The 14027-nt window shown below is 62.8% G+C and carries 15 protein-coding genes; 2 read left to right on the plus strand and 13 right to left on the minus strand.

Translation table 11 applies throughout. From position 1 onward, the window contains the following. The 13 genes from atpG to ACTJK6_RS21875 form a co-directional block, all read right to left on the minus strand. Positions 1 to 876 carry a F0F1 ATP synthase subunit gamma gene (atpG, locus tag ACTJK6_RS21815; RefSeq protein ID WP_004628636.1) on the minus strand — a complete coding sequence of 292 codons (876 nt, stop codon included), beginning with the start codon at positions 874 to 876 and terminating at the stop codon, positions 1 to 3. Between the two features lie 64 nt (positions 877 to 940). Further along, on the minus strand, positions 941 to 2482 hold the full coding sequence (atpA, locus tag ACTJK6_RS21820) for a F0F1 ATP synthase subunit alpha (RefSeq protein WP_252692291.1): 1542 nt from the start codon (positions 2480 to 2482) through the stop codon (positions 941 to 943). A gap of 73 nt (positions 2483 to 2555) precedes the next feature. Beyond that, positions 2556 to 3092, minus strand: coding sequence for a F0F1 ATP synthase subunit delta (locus ACTJK6_RS21825; RefSeq protein ID WP_009239555.1), 537 nt, complete (start codon positions 3090 to 3092; stop codon positions 2556 to 2558). A 2-nt stretch (positions 3093 to 3094) separates the two neighbouring features. Further along, complete coding sequence (locus tag ACTJK6_RS21830; RefSeq protein WP_045205302.1) at positions 3095 to 3565, minus strand: F0F1 ATP synthase subunit B; 471 nt, start codon at positions 3563 to 3565, stop codon at positions 3095 to 3097. 106 nt (positions 3566 to 3671) lie between these two features. Further along, the gene (gene atpE, locus ACTJK6_RS21835) at positions 3672 to 3938 is read right to left on the minus strand and encodes a F0F1 ATP synthase subunit C (RefSeq protein ID WP_003262709.1); all 267 of its coding nucleotides are present in this window, start codon (positions 3936 to 3938) and stop codon (positions 3672 to 3674) included. A gap of 83 nt (positions 3939 to 4021) precedes the next feature. After that, positions 4022 to 4903 (minus strand): F0F1 ATP synthase subunit A, encoded by an 882-nt coding sequence (gene atpB, locus ACTJK6_RS21840; RefSeq protein WP_045205301.1) that lies wholly within the window; start codon positions 4901 to 4903, stop codon positions 4022 to 4024. Between the two features lie 235 nt (positions 4904 to 5138). Beyond that, entirely contained in the window at positions 5139 to 5687 is a 549-nt protein-coding gene (locus tag ACTJK6_RS21845) for an ATP synthase subunit I (RefSeq protein ID WP_440840161.1), read from the minus strand. A gap of 351 nt (positions 5688 to 6038) precedes the next feature. Further along, on the minus strand, positions 6039 to 6950 hold the full coding sequence (locus ACTJK6_RS21850; protein WP_260803576.1) for a ParB/RepB/Spo0J family partition protein: 912 nt from the start codon (positions 6948 to 6950) through the stop codon (positions 6039 to 6041). A 17-nt stretch (positions 6951 to 6967) separates the two neighbouring features. Then, positions 6968 to 7753 (minus strand): ParA family protein, encoded by a 786-nt coding sequence (locus ACTJK6_RS21855; protein WP_004628617.1) that lies wholly within the window; start codon positions 7751 to 7753, stop codon positions 6968 to 6970. 37 nt (positions 7754 to 7790) lie between these two features. Continuing rightward, positions 7791 to 8459: a 16S rRNA (guanine(527)-N(7))-methyltransferase RsmG gene (gene rsmG, locus ACTJK6_RS21860; RefSeq protein ID WP_440840162.1), complete on the minus strand. Its 669-nt coding sequence runs from the start codon at positions 8457 to 8459 to the stop codon at positions 7791 to 7793. After that, entirely contained in the window at positions 8459 to 10408 is a 1950-nt protein-coding gene (mnmG, locus tag ACTJK6_RS21865; RefSeq protein WP_260803577.1) for a tRNA uridine-5-carboxymethylaminomethyl(34) synthesis enzyme MnmG, read from the minus strand. Before mnmG ends, rsmG begins: the two co-directional genes overlap by 1 nt. Positions 10409 to 10876: 468 nt before the next feature. Further along, a complete protein-coding gene (locus ACTJK6_RS21870; RefSeq protein ID WP_253535753.1) occupies positions 10877 to 12025 on the minus strand; it encodes an ABC transporter substrate-binding protein in 1149 nt (382 codons plus the stop codon). Positions 12026 to 12180: 155 nt separating this feature from the next. Next, complete coding sequence (locus ACTJK6_RS21875; protein WP_316870514.1) at positions 12181 to 12786, minus strand: short chain dehydrogenase; 606 nt, start codon at positions 12784 to 12786, stop codon at positions 12181 to 12183. 107 nt (positions 12787 to 12893) lie between these two features. Here ACTJK6_RS21875 and crgA point away from each other — a divergent pair, with 107 nt between their 5' ends. Further along, on the plus strand, positions 12894 to 13802 hold the full coding sequence (gene crgA, locus ACTJK6_RS21880; protein WP_322016938.1) for a LysR family transcriptional regulator CrgA: 909 nt from the start codon (positions 12894 to 12896) through the stop codon (positions 13800 to 13802). 5 nt (positions 13803 to 13807) lie between these two features. Beyond that, entirely contained in the window at positions 13808 to 14023 is a 216-nt protein-coding gene (locus ACTJK6_RS21885; protein ID WP_440840163.1) for a DUF3820 family protein, read from the plus strand. Positions 14024 to 14027: the final 4 nt, after the last annotated feature.

The raw sequence follows: 14027 nt of genomic DNA on the forward strand, positions 1-14027 counted from the left end.
TCAGACTGCAGCTGCGCCGCTGACGATCTCGGACAGTTCCTTCGTGATCGCTGCCTGACGGGTCTTGTTGTAGACCAGTTGCAGTTCGCCGATCACGTTCTTCGCGTTGTCCGAAGCCGCCTTCATCGCCACCATCCGGGCCGATTGCTCGGACGCCATGTTCTCGGCCACCGCCTGGTACACCAGCGCCTCGACGTAGCGGATCAGCAGCTCGTCGACCACCGTCTGTGCGTCCGGCTCGTAGATGTAATCCCACGAGTAGGCCTGCTTCTCGGCGTCGCTCTGCGCTAGCTTGTCGGCGGTCAGCGGCAGCAGTTGCTCGACCACCGGCTCCTGCTTCATCGTGTTGATGAAGCGGGTGTACGCGAGGTACACGGCATCGATCTGGCCAGCGTTGAACGCGTCCAGTTGCACCTTGATCGCGCCGATCAGCTTTTCCAGATGCGGCGTGTCGCCCAGATGCACGACGTTCGAGACCACCTTCGCACCGACGCGGCCCAGGAACTGCATGCCCTTGGTACCGATGGCAGTGGTTTGCGTCTCAACGCCCTTGTTCTGCAGATCGCGCAGTTGGGTGGTGACGGCACGCAGCACGTTGGTGTTCAAGCCACCGCACAGGCCCTTGTCCGTCGTCACCACGATCAGGCCGGCACGCTTGATGTCGCGCGCAACCATGAACGGGTGCTTGTACTCCGGATTGGCCAGTGCCATGTGCGCAGCCACGTTGCGGATCTTCTCGGCATACGGGCGGGCAGCACGCATCCGTTCCTGCGCCTTGCGCATCTTGGATGCGGCGACCATTTCCATCGCCTTGGTGATCTTGCGCGTGTTTTGCACGCTCTTGATCTTGGTGCGGATTTCTTTTGTTCCGGCCATTTCTTCCTCTCCGTTCAAACCTGGTCACGCTGGCTACGCGCGACCAGTTTCGGGAATGACGCGGTTAGAACGCGGCGGACTTCTTGAAATCCTCGATCGCGGCACGCAGGGCGGCCTCATCGTCCTTCGAAAGATCCTTCGTATCTTCGATGCGGTTGATGAGATCGGCGTACTTCGTCTTCAGCGTGTCGTGCAGGCCCTTTTCAAAAGCCAGGATGTCCTTCACGTCCACGTTGTCGAGGAAGCCGTTGTTGGCTGCGTACAGCGACGCGGCCAACTGCCACACTTGCAGCGGCTGGTATTGCGGCTGCTTGAGCAGTTCGGTCACGCGGCGGCCGCGCTCGAGCTGCTTGCGGGTCGCTTCGTCCAGGTCGGAAGCAAACTGCGCGAACGCAGCCAGTTCACGATACTGAGCCAAGTCGGTACGGATACCGCCGGACAGCTTCTTGATGACCTTGGTCTGAGCAGCACCACCCACACGCGACACCGAAATACCGGCGTTGATTGCGGGGCGCACACCTGCGTTGAACAGGTCGGTTTCCAGGAAGATCTGGCCGTCGGTAATCGAGATCACGTTGGTCGGAACGAACGCGGACACGTCGCCGGCCTGCGTTTCGATCACGGGCAGTGCGGTCAGCGAACCGGTCTTGCCCTTGACTTCACCGTTGGTGATCTTCTCGATGTGCTCGGCGTTCACACGTGCAGCACGCTCCAGCAGACGCGAGTGCAGATAGAACACGTCGCCGGGGTACGCTTCACGGCCAGGCGGACGGCGCAGCAGCAGCGAAACCTGACGGTACGCCCAAGCTTGCTTGGTCAGATCGTCATACACGATGAGGGCGTCTTCGCCACGGTCGCGGAAGTATTCGCCCATCGTGCAGCCGGCGTAGGCCGACAGGTACTGCATGGCAGCCGAGTCGGAAGCGGCAGCCGCCACCACGATCGTGTAGTCCAGCGCGCCGTGCTCTTCGAGCTTGCGCACCACGTTGGCGATCGTCGAAGCCTTCTGGCCGATTGCCACGTACACGCAGAAGATGCCCTTGCCCTTCTGGTTGATGATGGCGTCGACGGCCACAGCGGTCTTGCCGGTCTGACGGTCGCCAATGATCAGCTCACGCTGGCCACGGCCGATCGGCACCATTGCGTCGATCGACTTCAGACCGGTCTGCACCGGCTGGCTCACCGATTGACGTGCGATCACGCCCGGAGCGACCTTTTCGATCACGTCCGTCTTCTTGGCGTTGATCGGGCCCTTGCCGTCGATCGGCTGGCCCAGTGCGTTGACCACGCGGCCCAGCAGTTCCGGGCCAACCGGAACTTCCAGAATGCGGCCCGTGCACTTGACTTCGTCGCCTTCGGAAATGTGCTCGTACTCACCCAGCACCACAGCGCCGACGGAGTCGCGCTCGAGGTTCAGCGCGAGGCCGAACGTGTTGCCCGGGAATTCCAGCATTTCGCCTTGCATCACGCCCGACAGGCCATGAATGCGGCAGATACCGTCCGTCACGGAGATGACCGTGCCGGTGTTCTTTGCGTCAGCGCCAGCCTTCAAGCCCTCGATACGGGTCTTGATCAGGTCGCTGATCTCGGAGGGGTTCAGTTGCATCGAATGCTCCTAATTCTTCAATCTGTCTGCGGGCGCGATATCGTCGATGGCATCGGCGCCTCGCAAAACAGCATTACGCGGCGGTCAGCGCAGACTGCATCTGCGTCAGGCGCGCGCGCACCGAGGTGTCGAGCACTTCGTCGCCAATCTGCACACGCACGCCGCCGATCAACGAAGGATCGACGCTCACGTGAGCCTGCAGCTTCTTGCCGAACTTGCGTTCGAGCGTGGCGACCAGTTCGGTCAGGGGCGCGCCCTCAAGCGGGAACGCACTGGTGATCTCGACGTCGGCGGCGCCTTCGCTGGCATTCCGCAGCACATGGAATTGCGCGGCAATTTCCGGCAGCAACGACAGGCGCTTGTTGGCCACCAGCAGGCCAACCAGTTCCTTTGCTTCATGCGATACCGGAGATTTCAGCGCCGACAGGAAGATCCCCGCCACATCGGCTTTGGAGAGCTTCGGATCATCGGCGACTGCCTTCATGTCGGGCACGGCGGCAATTTGCCCCATTTCCGACACGAGCTCAGACCATGCACCCAGATTGCCGGCCTTCGCCACGCGGAACAGCGCCTCTGCGTACGGACGGGCAACGGTTGCGAGTTCTGCCATGATTACAGCTCAGCCTTGAGTTGATTGAGCAGATCGGCGTGGACCTGCGCATTGACTTCACGCTTGAGGATCTGCTCGGCACCCTTGACGGCCAGCACAGCAACCTGGTCACGCAGCGATTCACGCGCGCGCACGGTTTGCTGCTCGGCTTCTGCCTTGGCTTGCGCGATGATGCGCGCGGCTTCGGCCTGGGCGTTTTGCTTGATCTCATCGGCGCTCATCTGGGCGCGCTTTTCAGCGTCCGCGATGCGTTGCGCGCCTTCATTGCGCGCTTCGGTCAGTGCCTGGTCGACCCGCTTGTTGGCCAGCTCCAGCTCGGCCTTGCCCTTATCGGCAGCGGCCAGGCCATCGGCGATTTTCTTCGCGCGTTCGTCGAGCGCCTTCACCAGGGGCGGCCAAATGAATTTGGCAACAACCCACCACAGGATGAAGAACACGACCATCTGCGCGACGAGTGTGGCGTTCAGGTTCATGGTGTGTTCCTTTCGGTATTGAGACTACGGATCAATGCACGAAGCGGCGAGGGTCACGCGCTGCGTTCACCCAGGCCGCCTCCGGCATCATGCAGACCGAAAAGAATTACTTGATGACCGACAGCAGCGGGTTGGCAAACGCGAACAGCATGGCCACACCAACGCCGATCAGGAATGCCGCGTCGATCAGGCCAGCCAGCAGGAACATCTTGGTTTGCAGCGGGTTCATCAGTTCAGGCTGACGTGCGCAGGCTTCGATGTACTTGCCGCCCATCAGTGCGATGCCCAGGCAGGCGCCGATAGCACCCAGGCCAATGATGATGCCGATACCGATGGCGGTCAGACCTTGGATGTTGGCGAGAAATGCTTGCATGATGACTCCCTTTTACGTGAAAGACTAAGAACTTGAGAACTTGGAAAAATCAAACGGAACCGGAGAACCTGAACCGCAACTACTTAGTGGTGTTCATGTGCCTGGCCGATATACACCAGCGTCAGCATCATGAAGATGAAGGCTTGCAGCAGCACGATCAGGATGTGGAAGATCGCCCACACTGCGCCAGCCACCACGTGACCCACGAAACCCAGCGCCGACGCGTCGGCACCGAACGTCCAGACCGAGCCAAGCAGCGCGATCAGCAGGAACACCAGCTCGCCCGCGTACATGTTGCCGAACAACCGCATGCCCAGCGACACAGCCTTGGCGAGGAATTCGATGATGTTGAGGATCAGGTTGAACGGCGCGAGGTACCACTTGGCGCCGAACGGTGCCGACAGCAGCTCGTGCGCGAAGCCGCCAGCGCCCTTGATCTTGAAGCTGTAGTAGATCATCAGGATCAGCACAGCGAACGACATGCCGAACGTGCCGTTCAGGTCAGCCGTGGCCACTGCGCGGTGGTGCGGCACGTGCACGCCAAACGTACCGAGGAGGTGGTTGACGCCCGTGACCCAGTCCACCGGGATCAAGTCGACCGCGTTCATCAGCGTGACCCACACGAAGACCATCAGCGCCAGCGGAGCAATCCAGGAACGATCGCCGTGGATGATGCCCTTGGCCTGGTCATCGACCATCTCGACGACGAGTTCAACGAAGGCCTGGAAGCGGCCCGGAACGCCGGAGGTGACGCGACGTGCGGCGATGCCCAGGAAGATGATGCCGATCAGACCCATCAACACGGACCAGAACATCGTGTCCCAGTTGATGACGGAGAAGTCGACAACGGAGGCCTGCTTGCCGCCGATGCTATTGAAATTCTGCAAATGCTCCGCGATATACGCGGAAGGCGTGAGAGCGTGCTCGGCGGCGTGGCCGGCGGCTTCTGCGACTTCAGTTGCCATGATGATTCAGTCCAATATTGCGAAACATTCTTCGTGACCCATTCCGACTCGCGCCCGATTCAGCCAGGTTTCCCCTGGGGATCGCGGACTGCACGCGGCTGGAACGCGCCACCTTATTCTTTCGGAGTGTCAGCGCAATGAACCGGGGGCTTCTCCTGCCTCACAGGTTCCTGCCACGTGCCAACACGTCCAGTGTGCCCGCCATGTCGCGGTGGGCTGGAGCCGACTCAACGCGCTATCGCAGCGCGAGACCGACCCAATACATCTTGAGCACCAGGATCAGGGTGATCAGCAAGGGCGGCCAATGCAGGCCCTTGAAGACAACCACCACGATCACCAGCAGCGCGACCGTGCCGAGCACCTTGATCGCTTCGCCCACCACCAGACGGGCGATGGATTCGAACCCCTTGGCCGTCGACAGCCGCATCGCGAACCATGCCGAAGGCACCACGCACACGCCACCGCCCAGCAGAGCAGAAAGCGCGGCCTCGCCCGCTGACGCAGCGCCCGTGCCCGCGAACCAACTGCCGACATACCAACCGAGCGCACACAACAGTGTGATGGCCACCTGGCCGAGCACGATGGAAAAAGGCGTGATGCGCGAGGCCTGCAGAGCCTGCTCGCCGAACAGGGCGACCGCTTCGTCATGTGAAAGCACATGCACCGGCGGCTCCGCCTTCTCCTCATCGTCCCAACCATCGTGCTTCGGATCCTGCACCGACTGAGGTCGGGCGGCGTTCAACGAAGCGTAAGAATCGGGCCGTTGCCGGTCGGCTGGCTGCATGGAAGAATGTGCTTTCATCATGCCGCACCGCTTTGGGTCAGGCGGATTTAAAACCGCACGATTTTACGGGACATGGCGTTCACCAGTCAACGCGCAAGCGAACGCTCGTGCGGGCGCCTTCGACAGCACTCTGTGCGGCTGCGTTCCATTCCGCGTGCGCAATGCGTTGCTGCTGCCGGGGTACCGAATCCGCCTGATGGAGCGGCACCCCGTTGATTTCATGATGGTGTTGGCAACGCTCCGCGTCGATGACGCGGGAGGTAATCGCACCAATTCCGTGCCAACTGGCTGCCCCCAAATGGCGCAACGACGCGGGCGACGGCTAGTGCGTCAAACTGTCGCAGATGGAACTCAGGCAGCTTCTTCGTCGCCGTCAGGACGCAGACGCGCCAACAAACCATCGAACTCATCGAGACTGCTGAATTGCACGGTCAGCTGGCCACGACCCTTTGCCGCCAGCTTGATCTGCACCCCCAAGCCGAGTTCGTCTGCAAGTTCTTCTTCCAGACGCGCAACATCACGGCCGCCCTGATGCCCGCCCTTCTGCTTGAGCGACTTCAGCTCGAATGGCTTGAGCGTCAGGGCCACCAGTTTTTCCGTCTCGCGGACCGACAGGCGCTTGTTGACGATCTGATTGGCCAAGGTGATTTGCGTGGCACCGTCGACGGCGAGCAGCGCACGGGCGTGACCCATATCCAGGTCGCCGGCCATCAGCATGGTCTGCACAGGCTGGGCGAGATTGAGAAGACGCAGCAGGTTTGACACCGCGCTGCGCGAACGCCCCACCGATTCCGCCGCCTGCTCATGTGTGAACTGGAATTCACGCACCAGGCGCGCGATGCCCTGCGCCTCTTCCAGCGGATTGAGGTCTTCGCGCTGGATGTTTTCGATCAGCGCCATGGCGGCGGCCGATTCATCCGGCACGTCCTTCACGAGGACGGGCACTTCGGTCAGACCGGCAAGGCGCGAGGCGCGGAAGCGGCGTTCACCCGCAATGATTTCGTACTTCGGCTTGGCACCGTCGGACTCGACCTTGCGCACCAGAATCGGCTGCATCAGGCCTTGGGCGCGGATGCTCGCGGCCAGTTCCTGCAGCGCGCCTTCGTCCATGCGCGTGCGCGGCTGATATTTGCCGGGCTGCATCTGTTCGAGCTTCAGCACCGTCGGCGCGCCCTCCTGCTTGGCGGCTTCGACAATCTCGGCCGGACTGCCGAGCAGCGCTTCGAGGCCTCGGCCCAGTCCCTTTTTCTTCATCGTGCTCATGTTGTTCCTCGTGCTGCTCAGGCCGGCGTGTCGGCCATCTGCCGCACGCGCGCGATCATCTCGGCGCCGAAATCCAGATAGGCCTTCGCACCTTTCGATGCCACGTCAAATGCCACGCCCGGCATGCCGTACGACGGCGCTTCGGCCAGACGCACGTTGCGCGGAATGACTGTCTTGAACACCTTGTCGCCGAAATGCGATTCGAGCTGCGCCGAGACCTGCTGCTGCAGCGTCACGCGCGGGTCGAACATCACGCGCAACAGGCCGATCACTTTGAGGTCCCGGTTCAGGTTTGCGTGCACCTGCTTGATGGTGTTGACGAGATCTGACAGGCCTTCGAGCGCGAAGTACTCGCACTGCATCGGCACGACCACGCCGTGTGCGGCACACAGGCCGTTGAGCGTGAGCAGCGAGAGCGACGGCGGGCAATCGATGAGGACAAAGTCGTAGTCGGCTTCTACCTCGGCGAGCGCAAGCTTGAGGCGGTTTTCGCGATGCTCGAGATCGACCAGTTCGACTTCGGCGCCGGCCAGGTCGCGGTTGGCGGGCAGCACGTCGTAGCGCCCAGCCTCCGAGCGCTGACGCGCCTGCGGAATCGTCGCCAGCCCGACAAGGACCTGGTAGACGCTGAATTCGAGCGTGTGCTTATCGATGCCCGAGCCCATCGAGGCGTTGCCCTGCGGGTCGAGGTCGACCAGCAGCACGCGCTGCCCTTGCGCGGCCAGCCCGGCCGCGAGATTCACCGTGGTGGTGGTCTTGCCGACCCCACCCTTCTGGTTGGCGATCACGAAAATATTCGACATGACTCCTCTGCGGTGAATGGCTCGCTACAACGTTCGCTCACGCCGACGGCGCAAGGATGACCAGGTGACGCTCGGCCGGCAGCCCCGGCACGGTCAGGCGTTCGATGGCTTCGACGGTCCAGCCGGCGGGCAGGCGCTCGATTTCGGCATCCGGGCGTACGCCCTTCATGGCGACCATGCGGCCGCCCGGCGCCAGCAGATGGCCGGCCAGATTCACGAAATCCACCAGCTCGGCAAACGCGCGCGAGGTGATGACGCCGTAGCCGGTGGCATCGGCCAGCTTTTCCACGTGGCCCCAATGCGATTGGGCATTGGTCAGGCCAAGCTCTGCACGGCACTGCGTCAGGAATGCCGTCTTTTTTTGCACGATGTCGACCATCGTGACGCTCACATCTGGAAAAGCGATGGCCAGGGGAATACCGGGCAGGCCACCGCCCGAACCGACGTCCAGCACGCGCGGTGCGCCAGGTTGAGCACGCCGAGCCAACTCAGCAATGCGCGACACGGCCGAGAGCGAATCCAGCAAGTGATGCGTCAGCATGTCGCCGGCGTCACGAATGGCGGTCAGGTTATAGACGCGGTTCCATTTGGCGAGCAGCCCTTGGTAAGCGAGCAGGCGATCCAGCTGCGCGCCGTCCAGGGACAAGCCGAGCGCGCGAGCGCCGGCTTCCAGTTCTGTTCGGGCGTCAGTCAATGCATCCGCCATCAAGCCGCCTCGCCTTGGGAATCAGCGCGCGGGCCTACTTGGCCGCGCAACACGCCCTTCTTCAAATGCACGAGCAGCAGCGACACAGCGGCCGGCGTGACGCCGGAGATACGGGAAGCCTGTCCGATGGTCTCGGGCTTGTGCTTGGCCAGCTTCTGTTGCACCTCGATCGACAGTCCGCGCACTTGCGAATAGTCGAAATCCGCTGGCAGACGGGTGTTTTCGTTTGCACCCAAACGCTCCACTTCATCGGCTTGCCGGGCGATGTAGCCGTGGTATTTGATGCCGATTTCGACCTGCTCGCGAATCTGCTCGGCCAGCAACGGATCTTCCGCCAACGGCGCTTCGAGCGCGTACTTACCGCCCTGCATGCCCATGAGCGTTTCGTAGGTCACGTTCGGGCGGCGTAGCAAGTCGGCCAACGCGTACTCGCGCTCAATGCCCTTCCCAAGGACCGGCTCAGCGTCTTCCAACGGCAGCGTGGCCGGGTTCACCCAAGTCGACTTGAGGCGCTCTGTTTCACGTGAAACAGCGTCGCGCTTGCGGTTGAAGGCATCCCAGCGGGCGTCGTCGACCACGCCCAGCGTGCGACCGACTTCAGTCAGGCGCATGTCAGCGTTATCTTCGCGCAGGCTCAGGCGGAACTCCGCACGGCTGGTGAACATGCGATACGGCTCGGTCACGCCCCGGGTGATGAGGTCGTCAACGAGCACGCCCAGATAGGCCTGATCGCGGCGCGGCGTCCAGGCGTCCTTGCCCCGCACTTGCAAGCCGGCGTTGATACCGGCCAGCAGACCTTGCGCCGCCGCCTCTTCGTAACCGGTCGTGCCGTTGATCTGGCCCGCGAAGAACAGCCCGGAAATTGCCTTCGATTCCAGCGATGCCCGCAGCCCCCGCGGGTCGAAGTAGTCGTACTCGATCGCGTAACCGGGGCGCAGGATGTGAGCGTTCTCCAGCCCGCGCATCGAATGGATCAGGTCAAGCTGCACATCAAACGGCAGGCTGGTCGACACGCCGTTCGGGTAAAACTCGTTCGTCGTCAGGCCTTCCGGCTCCAGGAAGATCTGGTGGCTATCCTTGCTGGCGAAGCGGTGGATCTTGTCTTCGATGCTCGGGCAATAGCGCGGCCCCACCCCTTCGATCACGCCCGTGTACATCGGGGAGCGATCCAACCCGGCGCGGATGATGTCGTGCGTGCGCTCGTTGGTGTGCGTCACCCAGCACGGCACTTGGCGCGGGTGCATATCCGCGCGGCCCATGAACGAAAACACCGGCACCGGATCGAGATCACCCGGCTGCTCTTCCAGCACAGAAAAATCGATGGAACGGCCATCGATGCGCGGCGGCGTTCCAGTCTTGAGCCGCCCTTGCGGCAGCTTCAATTCCTTCAACCGCGCCGACAGCGACACCGCAGCCGGGTCGCCCGCGCGGCCACCGGTGTAGTTGTTCAGCCCGACGTGGATCTTGCCGTCGAGGAACGTCCCCGCCGTCAGCACCACGGCACGCGCGCGGAATTGCACGCCAACCTGCGTCACGGCCCCGACTACGCGATCACCTTCCACGAGCAGGTCTTCCACGGCTTGCTGGAACAGCATCAGGTTGGGCTGGTTTTCCAGGCGATGACGGATGGCAGCCTTGTACAGCACGCGATCCGCCTGGGCGCGAGTCGCACGCACCGCCGGCCCTTTGCTGGAATTGAGGATGCGGAATTGGATACCGCCCTCGTCCGTCGCGATGGCCATGGCCCCGCCCAGAGCATCGACTTCCTTGACCAGATGGCCCTTACCAATGCCCCCAATGGACGGGTTGCAGCTCATCTGCCCCAGTGTCTCGATGTTGTGCGTCAGCAGCAGGGTCTGGCAACCCATGCGCGCCGCCGCTAGGGCGGCCTCGGTGCCAGCGTGTCCGCCGCCCACCACGATCACATCGAATTCAATTGGATACAGCATGGCTTCCTCCTCGCATGGAGGCATCGAAAATTTGAAGAAGCGGAATTATAAGTCGCGCAGCTACCCCGCAGTTCGACCATGCGGCAATCGCGACAAAATTCGGCCGCTTTTCGTGTTTCACGTGAAACATGCACCGCTTGTTGGCAGCGTTTGTGTTTCACGTGAAACACATCAACGGGCTTGGCGCCCTACCTTCGCTGCCCGAATGCGCGCGCCGAAAGTGGACGAAGACGCGGAGCGTGCCCGCCATCTGCGGCGTGGGCGGGACATAGAGACGAAAGCGATACATCGAAGGCGCTGCCGGCCTCAAGCTGACTGACGCGCAGATCTCACTGAAATCCAGGCCGCGTTCCCCCAGACCACGGCATCGCCCATTCCGCAGAGCCTCGCCTACGGTTGCGCCGCAAAAAGCAAAACGCACGGCGCGAACCGTGCGTTTTGCGTGGGAAGACGACGTTGGCTAGGTCGTCAGTTCTGCAGCTTCCACTTCCCGTCCTTGATCTCCACCATCACTCGCGCCCGCTGATCCAGCCCGAGGTGATCCTTCGCATTCATGTTCATCACGCCGTGCGAGATCGCCAGATTGGTCGTCGTCTCCATCGCATCGCGCAGCCCCTTGCGGAACGCCGGCGTGCCGGGTTGTCCCTTCTTCAGCGCTTCGGGCATCGCATGTGTGAACAACAAACCGGCATCCCACATGTGCCCGCCGAACGTGGAGACCTGTCCGCCGTAGGCCTTCTCATACGCCGTCTTGTACGCCAGCGCCGGCTTCTTCACCGGGTTGCTGTCGGGCAGTTGCTCGGCAACCAAGATCGGACCTGCCGGCAGGAACGTACCGTCGCAGTCCTTGCCGCACACGCGCAGGAAGTCGGCGTTCGCCACGCCGTGCGTCTGATACAGCTTGCCCTTGTAGCCACGCTCCTTGAGCGCCCGCTCCGGCAGCGCGGCCGGCGTACCCGAGCCTGCGATCAGCACCGCATCCGGATTGGCCGACATGATCTTCAGCACCTGCCCCGTCACCGACGTATCGGTCCTTGCAAAGCGCTCATTGGCGACAACCTTCAGCTTGCGCAGCCCCGCCACCTTGTCGAACTCCTGCGCCCACGAATCGCCATAGGCATCGGCAAAGCCGATCAGCGCGACGGTCTTCACGCCGTGGTTGACCATGTGTTCGGCAATGGCGGTCGCCATGTGCGAATCGTTTTGCGGCGTCTTGAATACCCACGCCCGCTTGGCGTCCATCGGCTCGATGATGCGCGCAGATGCGGCCAGGGTGATCATCGGCGTTTCGCTCTCGGCCACCACATCCACCATCGCCAGCGAGTTCGGCGTAACGGTCGAGCCGATCACCAAGTCGACCTTGTCTTCGGTGATGAGCTTGCGTGTGTTCTTGACGGCGGTGGTGGTGTCAGACGCATCGTCGAGCACGATGTACTCGATCTTCTTGCCCGCGATTTCCTTGGGCAGCAGCGCCACGGTGTTCTTTTCCGGAATGCCGAGCGAGGCGGCCGGACCGGTGGCAGATACCGTGATGCCGACCTTCACCTGGGCGAATGCCGTACCTGCCAACAGCGCCATTGCGGCGAGTGCAATGCGGGATGCGCGCGAAACCTTCATGCCGTCTCCTGAGATGTGCCGAGCGGGTCTGCGCCCGCCCTGAATCTGCGATTGGCCGACCGCTGGGTCGGGGATGAACGAGTCTAGAAGGAGTCACGCCACGCGGGCAAGGGGGAGATACCCCAAACCTTAACGTGTTCACGACCTGGGCAACTTCAGCCCACGCGATACACCCGCCCGCTCTGCACGCCCTCCACGCTGCGGCGGTAGGCCAGTGCCGCGCGCGCCGCCGTAATCGGTTCGAAGCCCGGAAAGAACGGGCCATAGGCACCCATGGATTCGGTCAGCACGGTCGGGCTGACGGCATTGATGCGGAGGCTGCGCGGCAACTCGCACGCGGCTGCCCGCACGAAGCCTTCCACACCAGCGTTCACGGCCGTCGCGTTGGCGCCCTGGGCGATGGGCTCCTGCCCAACGATGCCGGTCGTGAGCGTGATCGAACCGCCATCGTTCAGATAGTGCTGGCCGACCAGCGCCAGGCGCACCTGCCCAAGCAGCTTGTCCTGCAGGCCGACGTTGAAATCCGCTGCGGTCATCTTGGTGAGCGGCCCGAAGAACAGGTTGCCGGCGGTGGAGACGATGGCGTCCACACGGCCAAGCCTGTCGAACAGCGCGGCCACGCTGTCGGCGCTGGTGATGTCGACCTGATGCTCGCCCTGCGTACGTCCCACGCGGATGATTTCGTGCGCACCGCCCTGCTCCAGTTCCGCCACCACGGCGCGGCCAAGCGTGCCGCTGGCGCCAATCACGACGATTTTCATGCTTTGCTCCTTCACAAATCCGGTTGGAATGGCGCCCATTCTTGGCCGAACTCGCTATGGGATAAAGCCGTGATACCTTCGGGTATTCCTAATCAATAGTTCGGAATATGGACAAGCTGCGGAGCATGGAAACCTTCGTCGCCGTGGTGGAGGGCGGCAACTTCACCGAGGCGGCGGTACGGCTGGAAATGTCCGCAGTGATGGTCGGCAAATACGTGAGCGCGTTGGAAACGCAATTGGGCGCGCGCCTGCTCCAGCGCAGCACACGACGCCAAAGCCTGACCGACGCGGGGCGCGTGTTCTACGAAGACGCCAAGCGCGTGCTGGAACAGGTGCGCTGGGCGGAAACGTCTGTCGAACGGCTGCGCGCATCGCCTTCGGGCACGCTGCGCGTGAGCGCGCCCACCACGTTCGGCGCGTGCGTGATCGCGCCACTGGCCGCGACGTTCCAGCAGGCGCATCCGCAGGTACGTGTGGAGTTGAACCTGAGCAACAGCATGGTCGATCTCGTCGACGAAGGGTTCGATCTCGCCATTCGCATCGGGCCGTTGGGTGACGCCGATCTGGTGGCCAAGCCGCTGTGCGTGTATCGCATGGTCATCTGCGCGTCACCAGATTACCTTGAGCGGCACGGCCGACCGGAAACGCCGGCCGACCTGCCGCAGCATCGCTGCCTGTCGCACATGGTGTGGAACAACCGCAATGCGTGGCAGCTCGCCGGCTGGACCGGCGCCACGCCGTGGCGCGACGACCCGGCCTTCACCTGCAACGACGGCCATGGCCTGCGCGCGGCGGCGGTTGCCGGTGCCGGCCTGCTGCTGCAGCCCGAAGTGCTCGTCGCCGACGACCTGGCAAGCGGCCGACTGGTGCGCGTGCTGCAAGCGTATGCACCCGAGCCGCGGCCGATTCATGTCGTGTATCGACAGGATCGGCGGCCGTTGCCGAAGCTCTCCAGTTTTGTTGGGCATTTGCTGGAGCGGGTGCCCACGTTCGTCCCCGCATCGGCGGCACAATAGCGCCCATGAACCCCGAAGACCTCCAACGCCTCGTCACCACGCAAATGCCCTTCGGCAAATACAAGGGCCGCCTGATTGCCGACCTGCCGGGCCACTACCTCAACTGGTTCGCGCGCGAGGGCTTTCCGCCGGGGCAGATCGGCCACCTGCTCGCGCTGATGCAGGAGCTGGACCACAACGGTCTGAAGGGCCTGCTCGACCCACTGCGCCAGGGCCGCTGACAAC

Source organism: Ralstonia sp. 22086 (assembly GCF_052045975.1).
Classification (GTDB): Bacteria; Pseudomonadota; Gammaproteobacteria; order Burkholderiales; family Burkholderiaceae; genus Ralstonia; species Ralstonia wenshanensis.

Excerpts from the sequence above, each read along its gene's own strand:
- atpG (WP_004628636.1), bottom strand. The coding sequence starts at position 876 with ATGGCCGGAACAAAAGAAATCCGCACCAAGATCAAGAGCGTGCAAAAC.
- atpA (WP_252692291.1), bottom strand. The coding sequence starts at position 2,482 with ATGCAACTGAACCCCTCCGAGATCAGCGACCTGATCAAGACCCGTATC.
- ACTJK6_RS21825 (WP_009239555.1), bottom strand. The coding sequence starts at position 3,092 with ATGGCAGAACTCGCAACCGTTGCCCGTCCGTACGCAGAGGCGCTGTTC.
- ACTJK6_RS21830 (WP_045205302.1), bottom strand. The coding sequence starts at position 3,565 with ATGAACCTGAACGCCACACTCGTCGCGCAGATGGTCGTGTTCTTCATC.
- atpE (WP_003262709.1), bottom strand. The coding sequence starts at position 3,938 with ATGCAAGCATTTCTCGCCAACATCCAAGGTCTGACCGCCATCGGTATC.
- atpB (WP_045205301.1), bottom strand. The coding sequence starts at position 4,903 with ATGGCAACTGAAGTCGCAGAAGCCGCCGGCCACGCCGCCGAGCACGCT.
- ACTJK6_RS21845 (WP_440840161.1), bottom strand. The coding sequence starts at position 5,687 with ATGCAGCCAGCCGACCGGCAACGGCCCGATTCTTACGCTTCGTTGAAC.
- ACTJK6_RS21850 (WP_260803576.1), bottom strand. The coding sequence starts at position 6,950 with ATGAGCACGATGAAGAAAAAGGGACTGGGCCGAGGCCTCGAAGCGCTG.
- ACTJK6_RS21855 (WP_004628617.1), bottom strand. The coding sequence starts at position 7,753 with ATGTCGAATATTTTCGTGATCGCCAACCAGAAGGGTGGGGTCGGCAAG.
- rsmG (WP_440840162.1), bottom strand. The coding sequence starts at position 8,459 with ATGGCGGATGCATTGACTGACGCCCGAACAGAACTGGAAGCCGGCGCT.
- mnmG (WP_260803577.1), bottom strand. The coding sequence starts at position 10,408 with ATGCTGTATCCAATTGAATTCGATGTGATCGTGGTGGGCGGCGGACAC.
- ACTJK6_RS21870 (WP_253535753.1), bottom strand. The coding sequence starts at position 12,025 with ATGAAGGTTTCGCGCGCATCCCGCATTGCACTCGCCGCAATGGCGCTG.
- ACTJK6_RS21875 (WP_316870514.1), bottom strand. The coding sequence starts at position 12,786 with ATGAAAATCGTCGTGATTGGCGCCAGCGGCACGCTTGGCCGCGCCGTG.
- crgA (WP_322016938.1), top strand. The coding sequence starts at position 12,894 with ATGGACAAGCTGCGGAGCATGGAAACCTTCGTCGCCGTGGTGGAGGGC.
- ACTJK6_RS21885 (WP_440840163.1), top strand. The coding sequence starts at position 13,808 with ATGAACCCCGAAGACCTCCAACGCCTCGTCACCACGCAAATGCCCTTC.